The sequence below is a fragment of the Marinobacter sp. B-12 genome, from assembly GCF_056857915.1.
Genome location: NZ_JBSXOB010000035.1, coordinates 1 through 18,127, shown reverse-complemented (window position 1 = coordinate 18,127; position 18,127 = coordinate 1). Strand labels below are relative to the sequence as shown.

Genomic DNA, 18,127 nt, shown 5'->3' with positions numbered 1-18,127 from the left:
AGGGTCAACCCTGCTGCAGAAACCTGTCGACTCCTGAAAAGTCCGTGGTCACCGCCCGCTTCGTGACCGGCAAATCTCCCTCACGTACAAGCCAGACCGTGCGCATGCCAGCGTCCTCAGCAGCCTTCAGTTCGGCCTCAACATCGGAGAGAAACAGCACAGTTCGGGGTTCGACTCCCAATTCGTCGATGATGTTGCTGTAGGAAGTTGACTCCTTCTTACCGCCGATACGGGTATCAAAGTAACCGGAAAAGAACGGCGTTAAATCCCCAGCTTCGCTGAAACCGAAAATCAGCTTCTGTGCCTTCACAGAACCGGACGAGTAGACGAACAGGCGCAGACCTCGATCATGCCAGCGCTGCAGATACTCGGCGGCATCGTCGTAGATGTGCCCCCGGAACGCACCCTGCTGGTAACCCTGCTCCCAGAGCATTCCCTGCAAGGCCTTCAAAGGCGTTTCCTTGCGATCTTCCCGAATCCAGGTGTCCAGCACCTCAATAAGCCCGTCGATATCCTCCCTGGCAACCCCAGAGGTGTCGGCAACGGCATCCAACTGCTCACGGATTTCAGTACTGTCTGCCGCGCCTTCCCGCACAAACTCGGCCATATGCTCCGCCGAGTAGGGAAACAAAACCTCATGTACAAAGGAGATCGAACTGGTGGTTCCCTCGATATCCGTCAAAATTACGCGGATCATCCCGCCACTCCCGCCAGCCGCTCGTAGCGGGGCAACCGGCTGGCAATGTCTTCACCTGTGAAGTCCGCCACCCAGCCTTCCGGGTTGGTAAACAGACGGATGCAGGTAAACGCAGGCTCCGGCCCCATATCAAACCAGTGGCGTGTGCCATCCGGCACGCTGATAAGGTCATTTTTCTGGCACAGAACGGCGTACACCTGGTCACCAAAGTGCAGGTAAAACAGGCCCTGCCCGCGAACAAAGAAACGCACCTCGTCTTCGCTGTGCACATGCTCATCCAGAAATTTCTGGCGGAAGGCCTCTTTCTGGGGGTTGTCCGGGTTCAGGCTGATGACATCCGCCGCCTGGAAGCCGCATTCCGCCTTCAGCGCCTGGATCTCACCGGAATAGGCCTCAAGAATGTCGTCAGATGACGCATCCGCAGGCAGATTCCGGGTAGCCCATTGTTCAAAGCGAACCCCGTGCTCTGCCAACAGGTTAGCGATTTTGCCCGCGTCTTCGGTCACGACACGGGGGGATTCGGGCACACTCTGGTCAAAAATGCTCAAGGTTGTCATCGGCGGACCCTCATGGTTTCAAGCTCACATTCGAAAAGGAATTCAAAGGCTTCGACGTGGCGCAGGCAGTCTGACATGGTCCTGCCCCAGGTATAAAGGCCGTGCCCACGAATCAGGTACCCGGGTTGTTCAGGGTGCTGACGAAACCAATCTCTGGTTTGGTCCGCCAGCGCCGGAATATCCTGGGTATTGTCGAACACTGGCACGGTCAGCTGCGACTCGTGGGTATCAACCCCTGAAAACGCCTTCTGTAACTCGTACCCCTGTAATGTCAGCGGTTCTCCAGCGGGCAGCAGCCGGCTCAGCACCGTTGCTTTGACGGAGTGGGTATGCAACACCGCACCAACGTCCGGAAAGGCCTGGTAAAGAACCGTATGCAAGCGTGTTTCAGCCGACGAGCGGGCATCGCTCTGAATTGGGTTGCCGGCAAGATCCACCACCATGACATCACCCGCCACCAGCTTGCCTTTGTGTCGACCGGACACCGTGACGGCAATATGCTCATCATCGATCCGCGCCGAATAGTTGCTACTGGTGGCCGGCGACCAGCCCTGGCCGTAGAGAAACTCGCCGGCATCAATGATGGACTGCGCGGCAATGGCGTAGCGGGTTACATCAAACAAAAAGTCACCTCGGAACAGACACGCCGGATCAGCGCTTGATGGTTTCCATTATAAGGATGAGCGTGTCGCCCGCAAAGGCCGACGAACGCTCACCGGTCGGCTTTGACAGCCACGGGTTATACCGTGGCTTTCAGGGGAAGGCTGCGTTGGCGTTTGCCGGTCAGTGCAAACAGCGCATTACCCAAAGCAGGTATCACCGGAGGTACGCCGGGCTCCCCCACACCGGTGGGCAATTCATCGCTATCGATGATTTTCACCACCACCTCGGGCCGCTGATCATGACGCATCAGCGGGTAATCGTGGAAATTGCTTTGCTTGACCTGTCCGTCTTCCAGGGTAATGTTGCCGTACAGGGCCGCCGTAAGGCCAAATATGATGCCGCCCTCAATCTGGTCGCGAACAATGTCCGGATTGACCACCTGACCGCAATCCACAGCACAGAACACCCTGTGCACCCGGATTTCCCCAAACTCGACGCTGGCCTCAACCACCTGGGCCACGTAGGTACCAAAACTGCGGAACAGGGCAACGCCACGGGCCCGTCCTTCGGGTGCCGCGCTGTCCCATTGGGCAAGTTGGGCAACCCTGTCCAGCACGCCCAGGTGTCTTGGTTCGTGATCAATCAATGAGCGCCGGAACCGGTACGGGTCCTGATCGACTTCATGGGCCAGCTCATCCATAAAGGTTTCAACGGCAAAGCCGTTGTGAGAGAAGCCCACGGACCGCCACCAGGACACCGGCACCCCTGGATCTGTATGGGTATGACGTATGTCGAGATTAGGCACCCGATACGGATATTCTATGGCACCTTCGATGGCGGAATGATCCTTCGGAGTCGCGATACCCTCGGCCATCAGCCCAACGCGACCCAGAGTGCCGTACAGGAATTTCGGAGCCCAGGGATACTGGGCCGGTGCAGCATTGCGCACGTACCAGTCCAGTATCTGAGGGCCAACAATCTGATGATGCCAGCCAGTGAGGCGATCGCCGCTGACACTGGCCCGCATCCGGTGCAGCATGGCCGGCCGATAAACATCGTGACGGGTATCCTCTTCCCGCGACCAGATCAGCTTGACCGGCTTGCGGATACGGTACGCGACAGACGACGCTTCCTCGATGTAATCATTGGTCAGGCGTCGCCCAAAACCGCCGCCGAGGAAGGTGGTATGAATGGTCACCTCGTCGGGCGAGAGGTCCGTCACCCTCGCAGCCGCGATCCGGCCAAGATCGGGTGCCTGAGTCGGTGCCCAGACGTCAATGGCGCCGTCCCGATACCACGCCGTGGCATTCATCGGCTCCAGCGTCGCGTGTGCAAGGTAAGGCTGCTCGTAACTGGCCTCCACCACGCGTTCCGCACCTTGCTGTGCGTCATCAAAATCACCTTCGCTGCGCTCGCTTTCCCCCGGATCTTCATCGGCGGCTTTGTGGTAAGAGGAGAACACCTGATCGGAGGACACATCCAACGCGCCGTCGTTATCCCATTCGATCGTCAGGGCGTCCTGGGCCTTACGGGCCCGCCAGTATTTATCCGCCACAACCGCCACGCCACGATCGATCTCGAACACGTCCAGCACGCCCGATAACCGGCGAGCGGCGGTATCATCGTATGATTTTACCCGAGCGCCATAGCGCGCAGGGCGGGACACGACCGCGTAAACCATGCCTTCCAGTTCGACATCAATGCCGTAGATTGGCGCGCCGGTGGACTTGGCTTCGGCGTCCAGGCGTCCCCGTTCCTTGCCGATGTACTTCCACTCCTCACGGGGTTTGAGTGACGGAGCCTCCGGCACCGGCTGCTTCGCCGCCAGTTCCGCCAGCCGACCGTAAGCCAGGCTGTCGCGTCCGTTCGGATGCACTACCCTGCCTTCGACAGCCCGGCACTCAGCGGGGCTGACGTCCCAGACACTGGCTGCGGCAGCAACGAGCATCATGCGGGCAGAGGCTCCCGCCGATCGTAGCGGCTGCCAACTGGTCGCCAGACTGGTACTGCCGCCGGTCAATTGCAGTTTGTAGAGGGGATTCCGGTATTCCGGGGCCGCAGGGGCAAATCGCGGTTTGATGGAGGCTGGCGCCACCCCAAGCTCTTCCGCAATGAGGGTGGTCAGGCCAGTGTAGGTTCCCTGCCCCATCTCAACACGCGCCAGGGTGAAGTAGACCTGATCATCGGTAGTCAGCTCCAGCCAGGCGTCCGGTCTCCAGCTACCATCCTGCTCATCATAACCGGTCTGGATGCCAGCACAGCCCGGAAGCGACAGGGACAGGACCAGCCCGCCAGAGGAGCCTGCGGTTACCTTAAGGAAATCGCGTCGATTCATGGACATATTACCCTTCCCCCCGATCGGGACGGGCTGCGCCATCACCAACCACGGACTCAACCGCCGCAACGATGCGGGAATAGGTACCGCAACGGCAGAGATTTCCGCTTACGGCGGCAACAATATCATCGCGGGAGGGAGCGTTGTTGTGCTGCAACAGGTGCGCTGCGCTCATGATCTGGCCGGACTGGCAGTAGCCACACTGGGGCACACCATGTTCGACCCATGCCTTTTGCAAGGGATGCAGATTTCCATCCTGCGACAGACCTTCGATGGTCGTCACATCCCCACCGTCGGCCAATTCAACCGGGGTGGAGCAGGAACGCACGGGGTGCCCGTTCAGGTGCACGGTACAGGCGCCGCAGAGCCCCATGCCGCATCCAAATTTGGTGCCTTTCAGTCCGAGTTCATCGCGAATCACCCATAGCAGCGGGGTATCGCTGTCTACGTCGAGCATTCGCTCCCGGCCATTGACGGTAAGGCTCACGGCCATGGTTGTTCTCTCCCCTGCTGCCCGGAGCCCTTGCCCCAGACTAGTTTTATTATTATGAACGCTGAACGTTCTTACTTGATGACGTCGTTGCCGTCCTTATCAGTCCAGATCTTCCGTTCGCCGGTTTCCATTTTGCCCTCGGAATCCCAGACCTCGCGGTCGGTTGTTGCCTCTTCCACCTTGCCGTTGTCATTCCAGATAACCCGGTCTTTGCACCCGGCCAGTGCCGCTACCACGAAAAGTACCAACATCAGTTGCTTCACACTTACCTCCGAACCGATTTTATCGGCGTTGGGTGAATAGTCAGGATCCGTGAATCTCACGGTTACGCTGTTTGTCGCGGTCGCCCTTGCGGACCATGACATAGACGGCACCAGTGCCGCCATGGCGCTTCTGGGCCGAATGAAACGCCAGCACATCATCCAGCTCTGGCAGCCATTTGGCCAGGTAACTCTTGAGCTGGGCGATGCCATCGGGGTTACGCTCTCCCTTACCGTGGAGAATAATGACGGATCGAAGCCCATAGCGCACGCAATCATTGATGAAGCCAAACACGTCCCGACGTGCTTCTTCGACGGTCATTCGATGCAGGTCCAGGCGCGCTTCGATCGGGTATTGCCCAAGACGGAGCTTACGGAATACGCCATGCTGCACACCGGGCCGCTGCCAACAGAGAACATCGTGCGCCGTCAGGGGCTCGACCATATCCGCCGTCAAAGGATTGCAGTCCCTGTGCGGCTGATCTATGGCGGACCGCTGACGCTCAAGGTGCCCTGGGGTCAAATCCTTTGGGGCTTTAACATCGGCTTTGTTCGGCTTCCGGATACGGCGGACATCCTTCATTTCCTCCAGGAAGCTCAGGCGCTCATCTTTGGTTGTCATGGCGATATCATTTACAGTCGAAGTTGCATGGACTTTACCACCCGGCTCACCCATCATAAAGGAGGCCCCTTGCCCTACCCGCTGCCGGGACGGGGCTGGCCCGCGCTCAGACAAACATCGTAGGGCCGGTAAACAGACGGTTGGTCTACACTTCAGGCTCATAAGAACGACAACGGACCGCGATTATGACTGCCGCATCGCAAGACAGTGCACGCCCCCAGAATACCCGTGCCATCATGGCATTTCTGCGGGAGCATTCGCCTTTTTCAAACATGGACGATGCACATCTGGCCCATTATGCCGAGCACGCCTCGCTGAGATTCTACGCCGATGGCGATGTTGTGCTGTCACCGGACGATGGCACGGTAGAACGGTTCTACGTGGTCAAACAGGGGCGCATCCGCGGCGAACGGGAGCGAGACAAGGACGGAGAAACCGAAACCACCTTTGAAATAAGCCAGGGCGAATGTTTTCCATTGGCCGCACTGATTGGAGAACGCCCCACTCGCACACTGCATCGCGCTTCCGGAGACACCTTCTGCCTGAGCATTGAACACGACACCTTTGTCATGCTGTTCTCGCAGAGTGACCCCTTTCGCGATTTCTGCCTGCGTGGTGTAAGCAGCCTTCTTGATCAGGTGAACCAGCGTATACAGACCGGCGCCATGGCCTCCATTGGCTCCAGCAACTCGCTGGACACGCCGCTGGAACGTTACGCCATTCGCAACCCCATCGTCTGCTCTCCGGACCTGCCAGTCCGAAAAGCGGTTGCGCGCATGCACGAGAACAGTGTCGGCAGCATCGTGATTACCGATGATAAACGGCATCCCACGGGCATATTCACCCTTAGGGACCTGCGCACCATGGTAGCGGAGGAAAAAGGCCCACTGGATACGCCCGTCGGCCAGGTCATGACCAAGAACCCCTGCTGCCTGACGGCCAACGCTGATGCTTTTGAAGCCGCCATGCTGATGGCAGAGCATCATTTCGCCCACATCTGCGTGGTGGATGACGAGCATCGACTGATTGGCATGGTATCCGAGCGTGATCTGTTCTCCCTTCAGCGCGTCGATCTCGTCAATCTTGCCAGGACCATTGGCACTGCCAGCCATCTCCGCACCCTTGTCAGCCTCCGTAAGGATGTGTCCCGACTGGTGGACGCCATGCTCGCCCACGGAGCCGATTCCGGCCAGGTGGTGAAAATCATCACCACCCTGAACGACGTTACTGTGAGACGGGTGCTGGAACTGAATATCAAGAAGAACGACCCAGGCATCCCTTTCACCTGGCTGACGTTCGGCAGCGAAGGTCGGCAGGAGCAAACCCTGCTGACGGATCAGGATAACGGCATTCTGTTCCAGACACCGGAGGGAATGACCGAGGAACAGGTCAGGGAAAAACTGTTGCCCTTCGCGGAAACTGTCAACAAGGAGTTGGCGGAATGCGGCTTTACACTGTGCAAAGGCAATATCATGGCCAGCAACCCCAAACTGTGTCTCAGCGGCGGGGAGTGGGATGACTGGTTTGCCCGGTTTATCGATGCCTCCACCCCACAGAACCTGGTGTACTCCTCGATCTTCCTCGACATGCGGGCGGTTTTCGGGCCGATGGAACCATTGGAAACGTTACTGGATAAAGTGCTTACGCGCATACGCAAGAACGACCTGTTCCAGAAGATGCTGGCGGGCAACGCCATTACCCGCAAACCTCCTCTGACCATGTTCCGCAGCTTCCGTTATGCCCCGGATGGCAAGAAAAACACACTTGATCTGAAGCGCCAGGGACTTGCTCCCTTTGTGGAGGCCGTTCGGGTATTTGCCCTCGCCCATAGTGTCGGTACAGCCAACACACTGGAGCGCATGCAGCAGCTCGCCATAAAAGGTGTCTTTGACACCAAAGACGCCAACGCCTGGCAAGAGGCCTACAGTCTGATACAGGCTATTCGGATGAGGGCGCACCAGGAAATGCTGGACCTGGGTGAGCCCTTGTCCAATTATATAAACCCGGACGACCTTAACCCGCTGGACCGCCGGATTCTTCGCGAATCCTTCCGCCAGGCACAACGCCTGCAGCAGAAACTGGAAATCACCTACCAACTCTGAAGACCGGGCCAACGTTTATGCTGGAGCAGTTCAAAAACTGGATCGAACGGCGTAGGGCCGGCAGCACCGGTGGTCCCGATCATGAACACTTGCCAACGCCAAAGGCGGCCGGAGACCAGCGCCTGTCAGACTGCCGACTGATCGTACTGGACCTGGAAACCACGGGGCTCAACCCGGCAAAGGACAATGTCATCGCCATCGGTGCGGTGGCCATTCGGCACAACTCCATTGACCTCGGCGACCAGTTTGATCTGATCCTGCGTCGCCCAGAGTTGGACATCAGCGAAACGGTACTCATCCACGGTATCGGTCCGGAAGCCCTAACACAGGGGCATGAGACTGAAGACGCGCTGCTCCATCTGCTGGAATGGATGAATGGCGACCCTATCCTTGCCTACCATTCCGCCTTTGACCAGAAATTCCTTGAAAAGGCTCTCAAGCAAACACTGAGTTACGCCCAGCTCCACACATGGCTCGATGTAGCCGAGATGCTCCCTGCCTTCTTTCCCAACTCCAAAACCGGAGGCAAAGGCCTGGACAACTGGGCCGATTTTTTCGACCTGGAAGTCAGCGCCCGCCATCATGCCGCTGCCGATGCCATGGTGACCGCTGAATTAACCCTTGCGGTCATCAACAAAGCACGAAAAAGCGGTGTCACCACATTGCGTGACCTCAATGAAAAACTGAAATACCACCGGCAACTGAAGAACATCCATCGGCGAGGCTAGAACCCCGGAACTGTGTCGCGTTTGTAGACGCTTTATCCCTCAAATTACTGAGAATTAGACCTTTTGCCAATATCTATCTATCGCTTGACGGGTAAAGTCGAATAGGACATCACGTCGGAGAAGAACTATATGAATAATAATTTCTCTACAACCAACACTTCACAGAAAACCCAACCAACCTCCACAACAACAACACAGGAGTGATCCTATGTCAGGTCATGACTACGATGCTGTGAATTACTGGAAGGCGAATCTTCGTCTTATATTCGGGAGCCTTATTGTCTGGGCCCTCGTGTCATATGGGTTTGCGATACTGCTTCGCCCCATGCTCGCCGGAATCCCCATTGGCGGAACCGACCTCGGCTTCTGGTTCGCCCAACAGGGTTCGATTCTTACTTTCATCGCGTTGATCTTCCATTACGCCTGGCGGATGAACAAGCTCGATGAAAAATTCGACGTGCATGAGGAGTAAGTTCGAATGAGTCAATTTGCCATTAACCTATTATTTGTGGGCGGCTCATTCGCCCTCTATATCGGTATCGCCATCTGGGCGAAGGCCGGTAGTACCAGTGACTTCTACGTTGCCGGTGGCGGCGTTCACCCGATCACCAACGGTGCGGCGATCGGTGCTGACTGGATGTCCGCAGCATCCTTTATTTCCATGGCGGGCCTGATTGCCGCCGGTGGTTATGCAAACTCTACATTCCTGATGGGCTGGACAGGCGGTTATGTTCTGCTGGCCATGCTTCTTGCACCTTACCTGCGCAAGTTCGGTAAGTTTACGGTTCCCGAATTTATCGGTGACCGCTTCTACAGCAAGAATGCCCGCCTCGTAGCGGTTATCTGCCTGATCGTGGCGTCCGTGACCTACGTTATCGGTCAAATGGCGGGTGCCGGCGTAGCCTTCTCTCGCTTCCTGGAAGTAGACGCCACCATGGGTCTGATTATCGCTGCCATCGTGGTATTTGCGTATGCCGTGCTCGGCGGCATGAAAGGTATTACCTACACTCAGGTGGCTCAGTACTGCGTACTGATTACTGCGTACACCATTCCTGCCGTCTTCATCTCCCTGCAGTTGACCGGTAACGCCCTGCCTCCACTTGGTCTGTTTTCCACTCACGTGGATTCCGGCATGCCGATTCTGGACAAACTGAATCAGGTCATCACGGATCTCGGCTTCAACGAGTACACCGCTGATGTGGACAATAAACTGAACATGGTTCTGTTCACCCTGACCCTGATGATCGGTACCGCTGGCCTGCCCCACGTTATTATCCGGTTCTTCACTGTGCCAAAAGTGGCTGATGCACGCTGGTCTGCAGGCTGGGCGCTTGTTTTCATCGCCCTGCTTTACCTGACTGCGCCTGCCGTTGCTTCTATGGCTCGTTTGAACCTGATGACAACCATCTACCCGGAAGGCACTCAAGCCGAGCCGATCCAGTACGATGAGCGTCCCAACTGGATCAAAGAGTGGGAAGTAACCGGACTGATTCAGTTCACCGACAAGAACGAAGACGGTCGTATCCAGCTGTACAACGACTCGCCAGAGTTTGAAAGCACGGCTCAGGCCCGTGGCTGGGAAGGCAACGAGCTGGTGGTTAACCGGGATATCCTGGTACTGGCCAACCCGGAAATCGCCAATCTGCCAGGATGGGTTATCGGCCTGATCGCCGCCGGTGGTCTGGCAGCAGCCCTGTCCACGGCGGCCGGTCTGTTGTTGGCAATATCGTCGGCAGTCAGTCACGACCTGATCAAAGGCTCGATTAATCCCAATATCACGGAGAAAGGCGAGTTGATGGCCGCCCGTATTTCAATGGCTGTTGCCATAGTGGTAGCCACCTATCTTGGCGCCAATCCCCCGGGGTTCGCAGCACAGGTAGTGGCATTGGCGTTCGGTATTGCGGCAGCCTCGCTGTTCCCGGCACTGATGATGGGTATCTTCTCCAAGCGGGTTAACAATATTGGCGCGATCGCCGGTATGCTGACCGGCCTGGCCTTTACCCTTTCGTACATTTTTGTGTACAAAGGTTGGCTGTTCATTCCGGGCACCAACAATCTGGCAGACACCCCTGAAAACTGGGTTCTGGGCATTTCGCCGCTGTCTATCGGTGCCATTGGTGCTATCGTCAACTTTGCGGTAGCCTTCATTGTGTCCAACGCAACTGAAGAACCGCCCGTTGAGATTCAGGAACTGGTTGAAAGCGTCCGCTACCCACGTGGTGCGAGTCAGGCTCACGACCACTAAGCAACGAATCAGCCTGATTCATTGAATGAATTAGAAGGTTGATGATGAACGGGCTTCCTCTGAGAGGGAGCCCGTTCTTTTTTAAGGAAACCCTTTTTATGTTCTGGACGTTTGTCGCTACCGCCTTTTGCGGCCTGGGCGCCGCAGGTATTGCACTTGGTATTCGGGCCGCGACCCGTAACCTGGCGCCGAAGTGGATCATCCCAGTATTTGCCGGAGCCGGCATGCTGGGGTATCTCATTTATACCGAGTACACCTGGTTTGAACAGAAACAGTCCCTGATGCCCGAAGAGGCTATCATTGTGGATACGGAGAGCAACGGCATACTCTGGCGCCCGTGGACGTTTTTCTTCCCTTACATCAACGCTTTCTCGACAGTGGATACCAAGAGCATCAGCGAAACCCCCTCAAATCCGAACGTAGTGCGATTCACTCTGTATCGTTTCGAGCAGAAGATGACCGACGCCGTCTCCCATAGGGTTCATATTCTCAACTGCAGTACCCACGAACTCGTACCACTGGGTTCGGACGGTGCTCCAAGGCTTGATAACATGAAGGAGCTGGATCCGCAGGACAAACTGCTGAACACCGTTTGCAGCGGATAACGATAAACTCAATGAACCCCGACAGTCCCGGGTAGAATAAAAAGAGCGAACTATGATTAGTGCCTGGTTGCTGGTTTTAATCTCCATCACCTACATTTCGATTCTTTTTATCATTGCCTGGGCCGGCGACAAACAGCCGGGTCTTTACCGCCGTCGACTGGCAAGAACCCACATCTACGCTTTGTCACTGGCGGTCTACTTCACCTCCTGGACGTTTTATGGCGCTGTAGGCCGGGCAACCCAGGAAGGTCTGGGTTTTTTACCGATCTATCTCGGCCCGTTGCTCGTTTTCATCTTTGGCGCCCCATTACTTCGCCGGATCATTTTCATCAGCAAACGTAACAACACCACCTCCATCGCTGACTTCATTGCGTCCCGCTACGGCAAATCCCAGTCACTCGCTGCAATGGTGGCAGTCTTTGCGTTGATCGGCAGCGTTCCCTACATTGCCTTGCAACTCAAAGCCATCTCCATGGGCTTTAGCGTCCTGTCAAACACAGGCGTGGAGCCCAATGAACTCAGTACCGCTGCATGGAACGACTCAGCCTGGTATATCACCCTGGTCCTCGCGGTATTTACGGTCCTGTTCGGCACCCGACACCTCGAATCGACCGAACATCACCGGGGCATGATACAGGCGGTAGCCTTCGAATCATTGATAAAGCTCGTGGCCTTCGTGGCCGTTGGCCTGTTCGTTATCTATGGTCTCTATGGCGGTTTCGGCGATCTCTGGAGCAACGTCCGCAGCGCAGGACTCGTTGGCACCCTGACCACTGACAGCGTTGAAGCACCGGCTTTTATTACACAGACGCTGGTGGCCATGCTCGCAATCATCTGCCTACCCCGACAATTTCATGTGATGGTGGTGGAAAACACCGACCACCGGGATTTTGAAACAGCCCGCTGGGCAATGCCGATTTACCTGATTATCGCCAGCGCATTTGTCCTGCCTATTGCGGCCGCAGGCCTGCTATCCCCGGAAGCCAGTGCATCCGATCCGGACATTCTGATCCTGAACCTGCCAATTCTCGCCGGGGAGCAATGGCTCGCCATCCTGGCGTTCCTGGGCGGTGGATCAGCGGCTGCAGCAATGGTCATCGTCTGTTCAGTCGCCATCGCAACCATGGTCAGCAACGAAATCATCATGCCGGCGCTGCTGAAGTTCTTCCGCCCACGCATGAACAAACGCTCGGATCTCAGCTACCTGCTTCTCAGCATTCGACGGGTTGCTATCTTCGTGGTGTTGCTCACTGCTTATGGTTTCTATCGCATGGCAGGTGCAGATTACAGTCTCACAGCCTTTGGCCTGCTCTCATTCGCTGCAGCGGCACAGTTCGGTCCGGCACTTGTCGGCGGTATTCTCTGGCGCAAGGGCAACCATACCGGCGCTGTCTGGGGCCTTGGCCTCGGTTTCCTGATGTGGTGCTATACCCTGCTGTTGCCCGCCCTGGCATCCACCGGCTGGTTGAGCGATACCCTCATTGATCATGGCGTTTGGGGTATTAACTGGACAAGGCCCACGGCTCTTTTCGGTTCTGAACTTGATCAGACCAGCCACGGAATTATCTGGAGCCTGGGCATCAACACCGTTACCTACATCGTTCTCTCCATGCTGACCCGGCAACGGGTGCGGGAAAAGATCCAGATCGCCTCGTTCTTCCACGATCCCCAACCGAGAGCGGAGACGCCGCAGCAACAGAGCTGGCAGGGCGAGATCATGACCTCTGACCTGCAGGCAATCTCCGACCGTTTCATGGGGGAAGAGCGAGCCGAAGCCATCTTCCGCAACTACGAGCGGCGCAATGCCATTCGACTGCACCCTCATAGGCCAGCTTCGTCACACCTGATGAAATTCATTGAGCGGCAACTGGCGTCAGTGATCGGGGCGTCCACGGCACGTGTGGTACTGGAGTCCACGCTTACCGGGCGGGACATGCAGATAGAGGACGTTGTCAGCATCGTCGATGAAGCCTCGCAAGCCATGACCTTCAGCCGGGAATTGCTGCAATCGGCAATAGAGAACATCAGCCTGGGTGTATCCGTCGTCAACCATCAACAACAGCTGGTGGTATGGAACCATCGCTATCTGGAGCAATTCAGCTACCCGAAAGGCTTCGTCCGGGTCGGCCGGCCGGTGGAGGACCTGATGCGGTACAACCTGACCAGTGCCAATCTGCCAGCGAGACGAATCGACGAGGTCATTGCTGATCGCTGCACCAGCATGCGCGAGGGTCAGCCGATGTCCTACGAGCGACAACGCCCGGACGGCACTGTACTGAGGATTGACGGTAGCCCGATTCCCGGCGGTGGTTACGTAACCACCTTCCAGGACATCACCGCCATGCGGCGGACAGAACAGGCACTGAAAGAAACCAATATCTACCTGGAGCAGCGCGTCAAGGAACGCACCCAGGAACTTCAGGTGATTAACGAGCAGATGCTCAAGGCGAAATCCGTGGCTGAACAGGCCAACCAGAGCAAAACCCGCTTTCTGGCGTCAGCAAGCCATGACCTTCTCCAACCCCTGAATGCCGCGCGGCTATTCACGTCCGCTCTGGCGGGAAAAGCCAGGGACCCTGAAATGACCGAACTGGTGGACCACATTGACAGCTCGCTGGGAGCCGCCGAAGAAATCATCAGCACCCTATTGGACATCTCGAAGCTGGACGCCGGTGCACTGGAACCGGATATCGGTGTGTTTCCGGTCAACGAGATCATGCGGCACCTGGCAACCGACTTCTCTGCCATCGCAAAAGACCAGGGCCTGGATCTTCATGTTGTCCCCAGCAGCGCCTGGGTGCGGTCAGACTCGAAACTGCTTCGGCGCGTTATCCAGAATTTTCTTTCCAACGCCATTCGTTACACCCCAAGCGGGAAAATTCTACTGGGCTGTCGGCGCCTGAAAGGGTATATCCGCATTGAGGTGTGGGATACCGGGCCAGGTATTCCAGAAGACCAGCTTACTCACATCTTCGAGGAATTCCGTCGTTTTCAGCAGGGTCGGGACAAAAAAGGCCTTGGTCTGGGGCTCGCGATTGTCGACCGCATCTGTGGCATGCTGAATCACCCGGTAAACGTGCAGTCGGTTCAGGGACTCGGCAGCGTATTCAGCATCACCGTGCCAGTTGCGCCGGCCGAGCATCGTGATCAGAACACCACCAAATCTGCACCTGCGTCGCGGCGTGTATCGAGCCTGGGGGGGCTTCACGTCGTCTGTATCGACAATGATCCTGCTATCCTCCACGGCATGAGCGCCTTGTTGGACAACTGGCACTGTGACGTGACGACAGCCGAAAGCCTGGAGGATGCTCGGGACAAGCTGAACGGTACGAAACCGGACATCATATTGGCCGACTACCAATTGGATGATAACCGGAATGGGCTCGATGCCATGGATTCATTGAGGGACGAGATCAGCAATGATATACCTGGCATACTCATTACCGGCTATATGGCTCCGGACGTCAGGGAGGATGCAATCAGCAGGGGATATCAGATCCTTTATAAACCGGTAAAGCCAGCCGCATTACGAGCACTGGTTAACAAGTTGCTGAAACAGAAACGGTCATGACCAAACCCACTAGCAATGCCATCGGCACCAGCTTCGGGAAACTCAGTTACCTGATCGTCGACGACTTCGAGAATTTTCGATTGTCTATGCGGCAAATCTTGCGGAATTGTGGCGCCGACAAGATCGAGTCAGTCGCCAACGCCTCTGCTGCCGTCCAATATTGTGCCTATAACCACGTAGACGTGGTGCTTTGCGACTACAACCTGGGCGAGGGCAAGAACGGCCAGCATATACTTGAGGAGCTCCGGTACAAGAAACTCCTGAAACGCTCTTCGCTGTTTTTGATGGTGACCGCCGAAACCTCCAAGGAGATGGTGATGGGCGCCCGGGAATACCAACCTGACGGCTACCTCACCAAACCTATCAACCGCGCCATGCTTGAAAAGCGACTGGGTGGCCTTATCGCACAACGCAATGCCCTGCTTCCCATCAACCGGGAGATCGATCGGGAAAATTTCCCCGAAGCCATTTCTCTCTGCCTGCAGACGCTACCCTCGCAACCCCGCTACAAGACCTGGCTTATGAAAACGCTGGCAGACCTCTACTACCAGGTTGGAGACTTCAGCCATGCCCTGAAAATCCATGACGACGTACTGAGCCAGCGCGATTTGTCCTGGGCAAGGCTTGGTCGTGGCAAGATCCTGATTGCCAACCAGAATTACGAAGACGCGGCGGCAACCCTGAAAGAGTTGGTGTTCGAACATCCGGATTACATGGAAGCGTATGACCTTCTTGCCGAAGCTCTCGAAAAACAGGGCCGGCCCATTCAGTCTCAGCAAATTCTTGAGACGGCGGCAGAGCACTCCCCTAACGCCCTGCTACGGCACAAGCACCTGGCCATCTTGGCCTCATCCAATCAGGATATACCGACAGCATGCAACGCCTGGCGACAGACCGTCAGCCTTGGCACCTACTCGGTACACGATAACTCCGAACACTATCTTGCGTTGGGTCAGTCACTGTCTGACCTCAGTGAAGGAGAGTCGTCGAATGAGGGTGCAGCCCATGCGGACGAAGCTCTGGCAATACTCCGGCGCATGGAAAAGCGGTTTGCCGGGGAAAAGGACGTCAAGCTACGGAGCCGAATTGTCGAGTCCCGGGTTCATGCCGGCCAGGACCGAATAAATGAAGCCCAAAATGCTCTAGACAGCATTGCGGACGAACTCGATCCTGAACTGATGGCCCCCGAAGCCTGCCTTGACTACGCCAAGACACTGTTCCGTCTGGGCCGGGAAAACGACGCCAAAAACCTGCTCAGCGCCCTTGCCATCCGCTGCAGCGACAACCCTCCACTATTGCAGAAAATCGAGAGTTTACTCGATGAGCCTGTGGGCTTTCGACAGAAACTACAGGCCCGGTCGTTGAATCGTGACGGTATCAAGGCCTTCGAGGCAGGCAATCTTGATGATGCCGTAGCTACGTTCAATCGGGCACTGGATATTGTGCCCTCCCACGCAGCTCTCAATTTGAACCTGGTACAGGTGTTGATGAAACAATATCAGGATGCATCAGGTGATCGCGAGCTTTTGAAACGCTGTGAAAGATGCCTGGAAAAACTCGCTAGTCTGCCAGAGCAACATCGCCAACACCGACGTCTGATCTCTTTGCGCAAGAAACTGGAGGGAATGATGCCATGACCACGAATGATCCTGATGAGTTGACCCACTCCCGGGGCGCACAGAGCATCGACTTTTCGATGGTTCTGGCCTCTGCCGTCCACGACATGAAGAATTCCCTCGGCATGTTGCTGAACTCCCTGGACGAGCTCCGCCAGGAGCAGGCAGACACCACCGGCGACTCTCCGCGTTTCAATACCCTGCAGTATGAAGCCGAACGCATGCACAACGATCTGGTGCAGTTGCTGGGCATTTACAGGCTTGGCGAAAACAATCTGTCTGCACACGTCGAGGAACACTTCGTTCCGGACTTCCTCGCCCAGCATATGGCCCGTCATACGCCGCTTCTTGAGGGTATGGGTATCAAACTGGCCATTGAATGCGATGACATCAACGGCTTCTTCGATGAGGACCTGCTGACCGGCGTGCTCAATAACACCATCAATAACGCCATCCGGTACACCAAGAGTATGATCAAACTAACAGCGGCGATGCAAAATGGGTTTCTGGTCATTGGCGTCGAAGATAACGGCGACGGATACCCGGAAAACATGCAACATAATGGAACTCCCAGCTTCAAATCGCTGAACTTCAACAGTGGAAGCACCAGTCTTGGGCTGTTCTTCGCATCATCGGTTGCCCAGCTTCATAGCAATGGTAACTGCCACGGATACATCAAACTGCACAATGACGGCCGCCTGGGCGGTGGCGTATTCGAGATCTGGCTGCCATGATGGAACACAGCCAATACTTCAGGAAGGGAATCAATGGCTCGAGGTCACGCATTAATTGTCGATGATTCATCGACCGCACGCATCATCCTGGCCCGCCTGCTGGAACGCGCCGACCTGACGACAAAAGGCGTCGCCAGCGCTGAAGAGGGCCTCGAACAGCTACGTGAACAGACGTTCGATCTGGTCTTTCTGGACCACCTCTTGCCCGGAATGAATGGCTTAGAAGCTCTGGACGTGATCAAGGCAGACTCTGAGCTACGGCACATCCCGGTTTTCATGTACACATCACAGAGCGCAGAACGATACCGACAGGATGCCAAGGCCCGTGGTGCCGCTGGTGTGATTGGAAAACAGGTTGACCGGGAACAGCTCCTTACCACTATCGAGGCTATCCTGACTGATGCCTCCACCTTACCTGGCCTATCGCCATTCGAAAATACCCCTGGCGAACTCATTGAACAAAGCTACACAAGACGACTGACAGGACGGCTCGCCACCCTGGAGATCGCCTATGAAGAAACCCACGACGAACTCAGGCACCTGCGCAAGACTGTTGCCTTATTGGAGGCCATGCACCAGGAAGGCCTTGATAGGCAGCGCAACCGGCTGAAGTGGCTGGCGCTCGGTGGTATTGCTGGCCTTTCTGGGATCGTTCTCTTCTTTGGCCTGGAATTGAGAGATCTGTCGACGGTGCTTGAAAGCGTGAACGGACAACTGGCCGTTATGCAGGAAATCGTAGGTAGCCTGGTTGACCTCGTGGAAACGGACAGGCAATAAAAAACCCCCGTCGGCGAAGCCGCGGGGGTTTTTGGTATTAAGAGCCTGACGATGACCTACTCTCACATGGGCAGAAGCCACACTACCATCGGCGCTGGTCTGTTTCACGGCTGAGTTCGGGATGGGATCAGGTGGTTCCAGACCGCTATGGTCGTCAGGCAAAACGGTTGATCACTGGGTGG

16 protein-coding genes and 1 rRNA gene are annotated in these 18,127 nt (G+C 56.3%); 9 read left to right on the top strand and 8 right to left on the bottom strand.

Annotated elements, in window-relative coordinates:
* Window positions 1-4: 4 nt before the first annotated feature.
* The 7 genes from mtnC to smrA form a co-directional block, all read right to left on the bottom strand.
* Complete coding sequence (gene mtnC, locus AC13D2_RS04220; RefSeq protein WP_292049491.1) at window positions 5-697, bottom strand: acireductone synthase; 693 nt, start codon at window positions 695-697, stop codon at window positions 5-7.
* Window positions 694-1,254, bottom strand: coding sequence for a 1,2-dihydroxy-3-keto-5-methylthiopentene dioxygenase (locus AC13D2_RS04215; protein WP_300495596.1), 561 nt, complete (start codon window positions 1,252-1,254; stop codon window positions 694-696). The genes mtnC and AC13D2_RS04215 overlap by 4 nt, the downstream gene beginning before the upstream one ends.
* On the bottom strand, window positions 1,251-1,877 hold the full coding sequence (locus AC13D2_RS04210) for a methylthioribulose 1-phosphate dehydratase (protein ID WP_292049493.1): 627 nt from the start codon (window positions 1,875-1,877) through the stop codon (window positions 1,251-1,253). Before AC13D2_RS04210 ends, AC13D2_RS04215 begins: the two co-directional genes overlap by 4 nt.
* 116 nt (window positions 1,878-1,993) lie before the next feature.
* Window positions 1,994-4,198, bottom strand: a complete 2,205-nt coding sequence (locus AC13D2_RS04205) for a xanthine dehydrogenase family protein molybdopterin-binding subunit (protein ID WP_421910579.1) — start codon at window positions 4,196-4,198, stop codon at window positions 1,994-1,996.
* Window position 4,199: 1 nt separating this feature from the next.
* Window positions 4,200-4,685: a (2Fe-2S)-binding protein gene (locus tag AC13D2_RS04200; protein WP_300495590.1), complete on the bottom strand. Its 486-nt coding sequence runs from the start codon at window positions 4,683-4,685 to the stop codon at window positions 4,200-4,202.
* A 71-nt stretch (window positions 4,686-4,756) separates the two neighbouring features.
* Window positions 4,757-4,948: a hypothetical protein gene (locus AC13D2_RS04195; protein WP_292049496.1), complete on the bottom strand. Its 192-nt coding sequence runs from the start codon at window positions 4,946-4,948 to the stop codon at window positions 4,757-4,759.
* 40 nt (window positions 4,949-4,988) lie between these two features.
* Complete coding sequence (smrA, locus tag AC13D2_RS04190; protein ID WP_292049497.1) at window positions 4,989-5,567, bottom strand: DNA endonuclease SmrA; 579 nt, start codon at window positions 5,565-5,567, stop codon at window positions 4,989-4,991.
* A 185-nt stretch (window positions 5,568-5,752) separates the two neighbouring features.
* On the opposite strand from smrA, the gene AC13D2_RS04185 reads away from it, so the two are divergent.
* The 9 genes from AC13D2_RS04185 to AC13D2_RS04145 all read left to right on the top strand — a co-directional run bounded on the left by AC13D2_RS04185 (window position 5,753) and on the right by AC13D2_RS04145 (window position 17,945).
* Window positions 5,753-7,669 (top strand): putative nucleotidyltransferase substrate binding domain-containing protein, encoded by a 1,917-nt coding sequence (locus AC13D2_RS04185; protein WP_292049498.1) that lies wholly within the window; start codon window positions 5,753-5,755, stop codon window positions 7,667-7,669.
* A 17-nt stretch (window positions 7,670-7,686) separates the two neighbouring features.
* Window positions 7,687-8,397: a 3'-5' exonuclease gene (locus tag AC13D2_RS04180; protein ID WP_292049499.1), complete on the top strand. Its 711-nt coding sequence runs from the start codon at window positions 7,687-7,689 to the stop codon at window positions 8,395-8,397.
* Between the two features lie 208 nt (window positions 8,398-8,605).
* On the top strand, window positions 8,606-8,869 hold the full coding sequence (locus AC13D2_RS04175; protein WP_007154785.1) for a DUF4212 domain-containing protein: 264 nt from the start codon (window positions 8,606-8,608) through the stop codon (window positions 8,867-8,869).
* A gap of 6 nt (window positions 8,870-8,875) precedes the next feature.
* Window positions 8,876-10,642, top strand: a complete 1,767-nt coding sequence (locus AC13D2_RS04170) for a sodium:solute symporter family protein (protein WP_292049500.1) — start codon at window positions 8,876-8,878, stop codon at window positions 10,640-10,642.
* 98 nt (window positions 10,643-10,740) lie between these two features.
* A complete protein-coding gene (locus AC13D2_RS04165) occupies window positions 10,741-11,247 on the top strand; it encodes a hypothetical protein (RefSeq protein WP_292049502.1) in 507 nt (168 codons plus the stop codon).
* 52 nt (window positions 11,248-11,299) lie between these two features.
* Window positions 11,300-14,818 (top strand): hybrid sensor histidine kinase/response regulator, encoded by a 3,519-nt coding sequence (locus AC13D2_RS04160; protein ID WP_300495574.1) that lies wholly within the window; start codon window positions 11,300-11,302, stop codon window positions 14,816-14,818.
* On the top strand, window positions 14,815-16,455 hold the full coding sequence (locus AC13D2_RS04155) for a tetratricopeptide repeat protein (protein WP_482938249.1): 1,641 nt from the start codon (window positions 14,815-14,817) through the stop codon (window positions 16,453-16,455). Before AC13D2_RS04160 ends, AC13D2_RS04155 begins: the two co-directional genes overlap by 4 nt.
* Complete coding sequence (locus AC13D2_RS04150) at window positions 16,452-17,168, top strand: sensor histidine kinase (RefSeq protein WP_482938248.1); 717 nt, start codon at window positions 16,452-16,454, stop codon at window positions 17,166-17,168. Before AC13D2_RS04155 ends, AC13D2_RS04150 begins: the two co-directional genes overlap by 4 nt.
* A gap of 33 nt (window positions 17,169-17,201) precedes the next feature.
* Window positions 17,202-17,945 (top strand): response regulator, encoded by a 744-nt coding sequence (locus AC13D2_RS04145; RefSeq protein ID WP_292049506.1) that lies wholly within the window; start codon window positions 17,202-17,204, stop codon window positions 17,943-17,945.
* Window positions 17,946-17,988: 43 nt separating this feature from the next.
* Here the strand turns inward: AC13D2_RS04145 and rrf are convergent.
* Window positions 17,989-18,104: ribosomal RNA gene (gene rrf, locus AC13D2_RS04140) — 5S ribosomal RNA — on the bottom strand.
* Window positions 18,105-18,127 lie beyond the last annotated feature (23 nt).

What these genes read in the sequence shown, in the direction of transcription:
- smrA (WP_292049497.1), bottom strand. Translation starts at nt 5,567, where the DNA reads ATGACAACCAAAGATGAGCGCCTGAGCTTCCTGGAGGAAATGAAGGAT.
- AC13D2_RS04155 (WP_482938249.1), top strand. Translation starts at nt 14,815, where the DNA reads ATGACCAAACCCACTAGCAATGCCATCGGCACCAGCTTCGGGAAACTC.
- AC13D2_RS04175 (WP_007154785.1), top strand. Translation starts at nt 8,606, where the DNA reads ATGTCAGGTCATGACTACGATGCTGTGAATTACTGGAAGGCGAATCTT.
- AC13D2_RS04200 (WP_300495590.1), bottom strand. Translation starts at nt 4,685, where the DNA reads ATGGCCGTGAGCCTTACCGTCAATGGCCGGGAGCGAATGCTCGACGTA.
- AC13D2_RS04205 (WP_421910579.1), bottom strand. Translation starts at nt 4,198, where the DNA reads ATGTCCATGAATCGACGCGATTTCCTTAAGGTAACCGCAGGCTCCTCT.
- AC13D2_RS04150 (WP_482938248.1), top strand. Translation starts at nt 16,452, where the DNA reads ATGACCACGAATGATCCTGATGAGTTGACCCACTCCCGGGGCGCACAG.
- AC13D2_RS04180 (WP_292049499.1), top strand. Translation starts at nt 7,687, where the DNA reads ATGCTGGAGCAGTTCAAAAACTGGATCGAACGGCGTAGGGCCGGCAGC.
- AC13D2_RS04165 (WP_292049502.1), top strand. Translation starts at nt 10,741, where the DNA reads ATGTTCTGGACGTTTGTCGCTACCGCCTTTTGCGGCCTGGGCGCCGCA.
- AC13D2_RS04185 (WP_292049498.1), top strand. Translation starts at nt 5,753, where the DNA reads ATGACTGCCGCATCGCAAGACAGTGCACGCCCCCAGAATACCCGTGCC.
- AC13D2_RS04215 (WP_300495596.1), bottom strand. Translation starts at nt 1,254, where the DNA reads ATGACAACCTTGAGCATTTTTGACCAGAGTGTGCCCGAATCCCCCCGT.
- AC13D2_RS04145 (WP_292049506.1), top strand. Translation starts at nt 17,202, where the DNA reads ATGGCTCGAGGTCACGCATTAATTGTCGATGATTCATCGACCGCACGC.
- AC13D2_RS04170 (WP_292049500.1), top strand. Translation starts at nt 8,876, where the DNA reads ATGAGTCAATTTGCCATTAACCTATTATTTGTGGGCGGCTCATTCGCC.
- mtnC (WP_292049491.1), bottom strand. Translation starts at nt 697, where the DNA reads ATGATCCGCGTAATTTTGACGGATATCGAGGGAACCACCAGTTCGATC.
- AC13D2_RS04160 (WP_300495574.1), top strand. Translation starts at nt 11,300, where the DNA reads ATGATTAGTGCCTGGTTGCTGGTTTTAATCTCCATCACCTACATTTCG.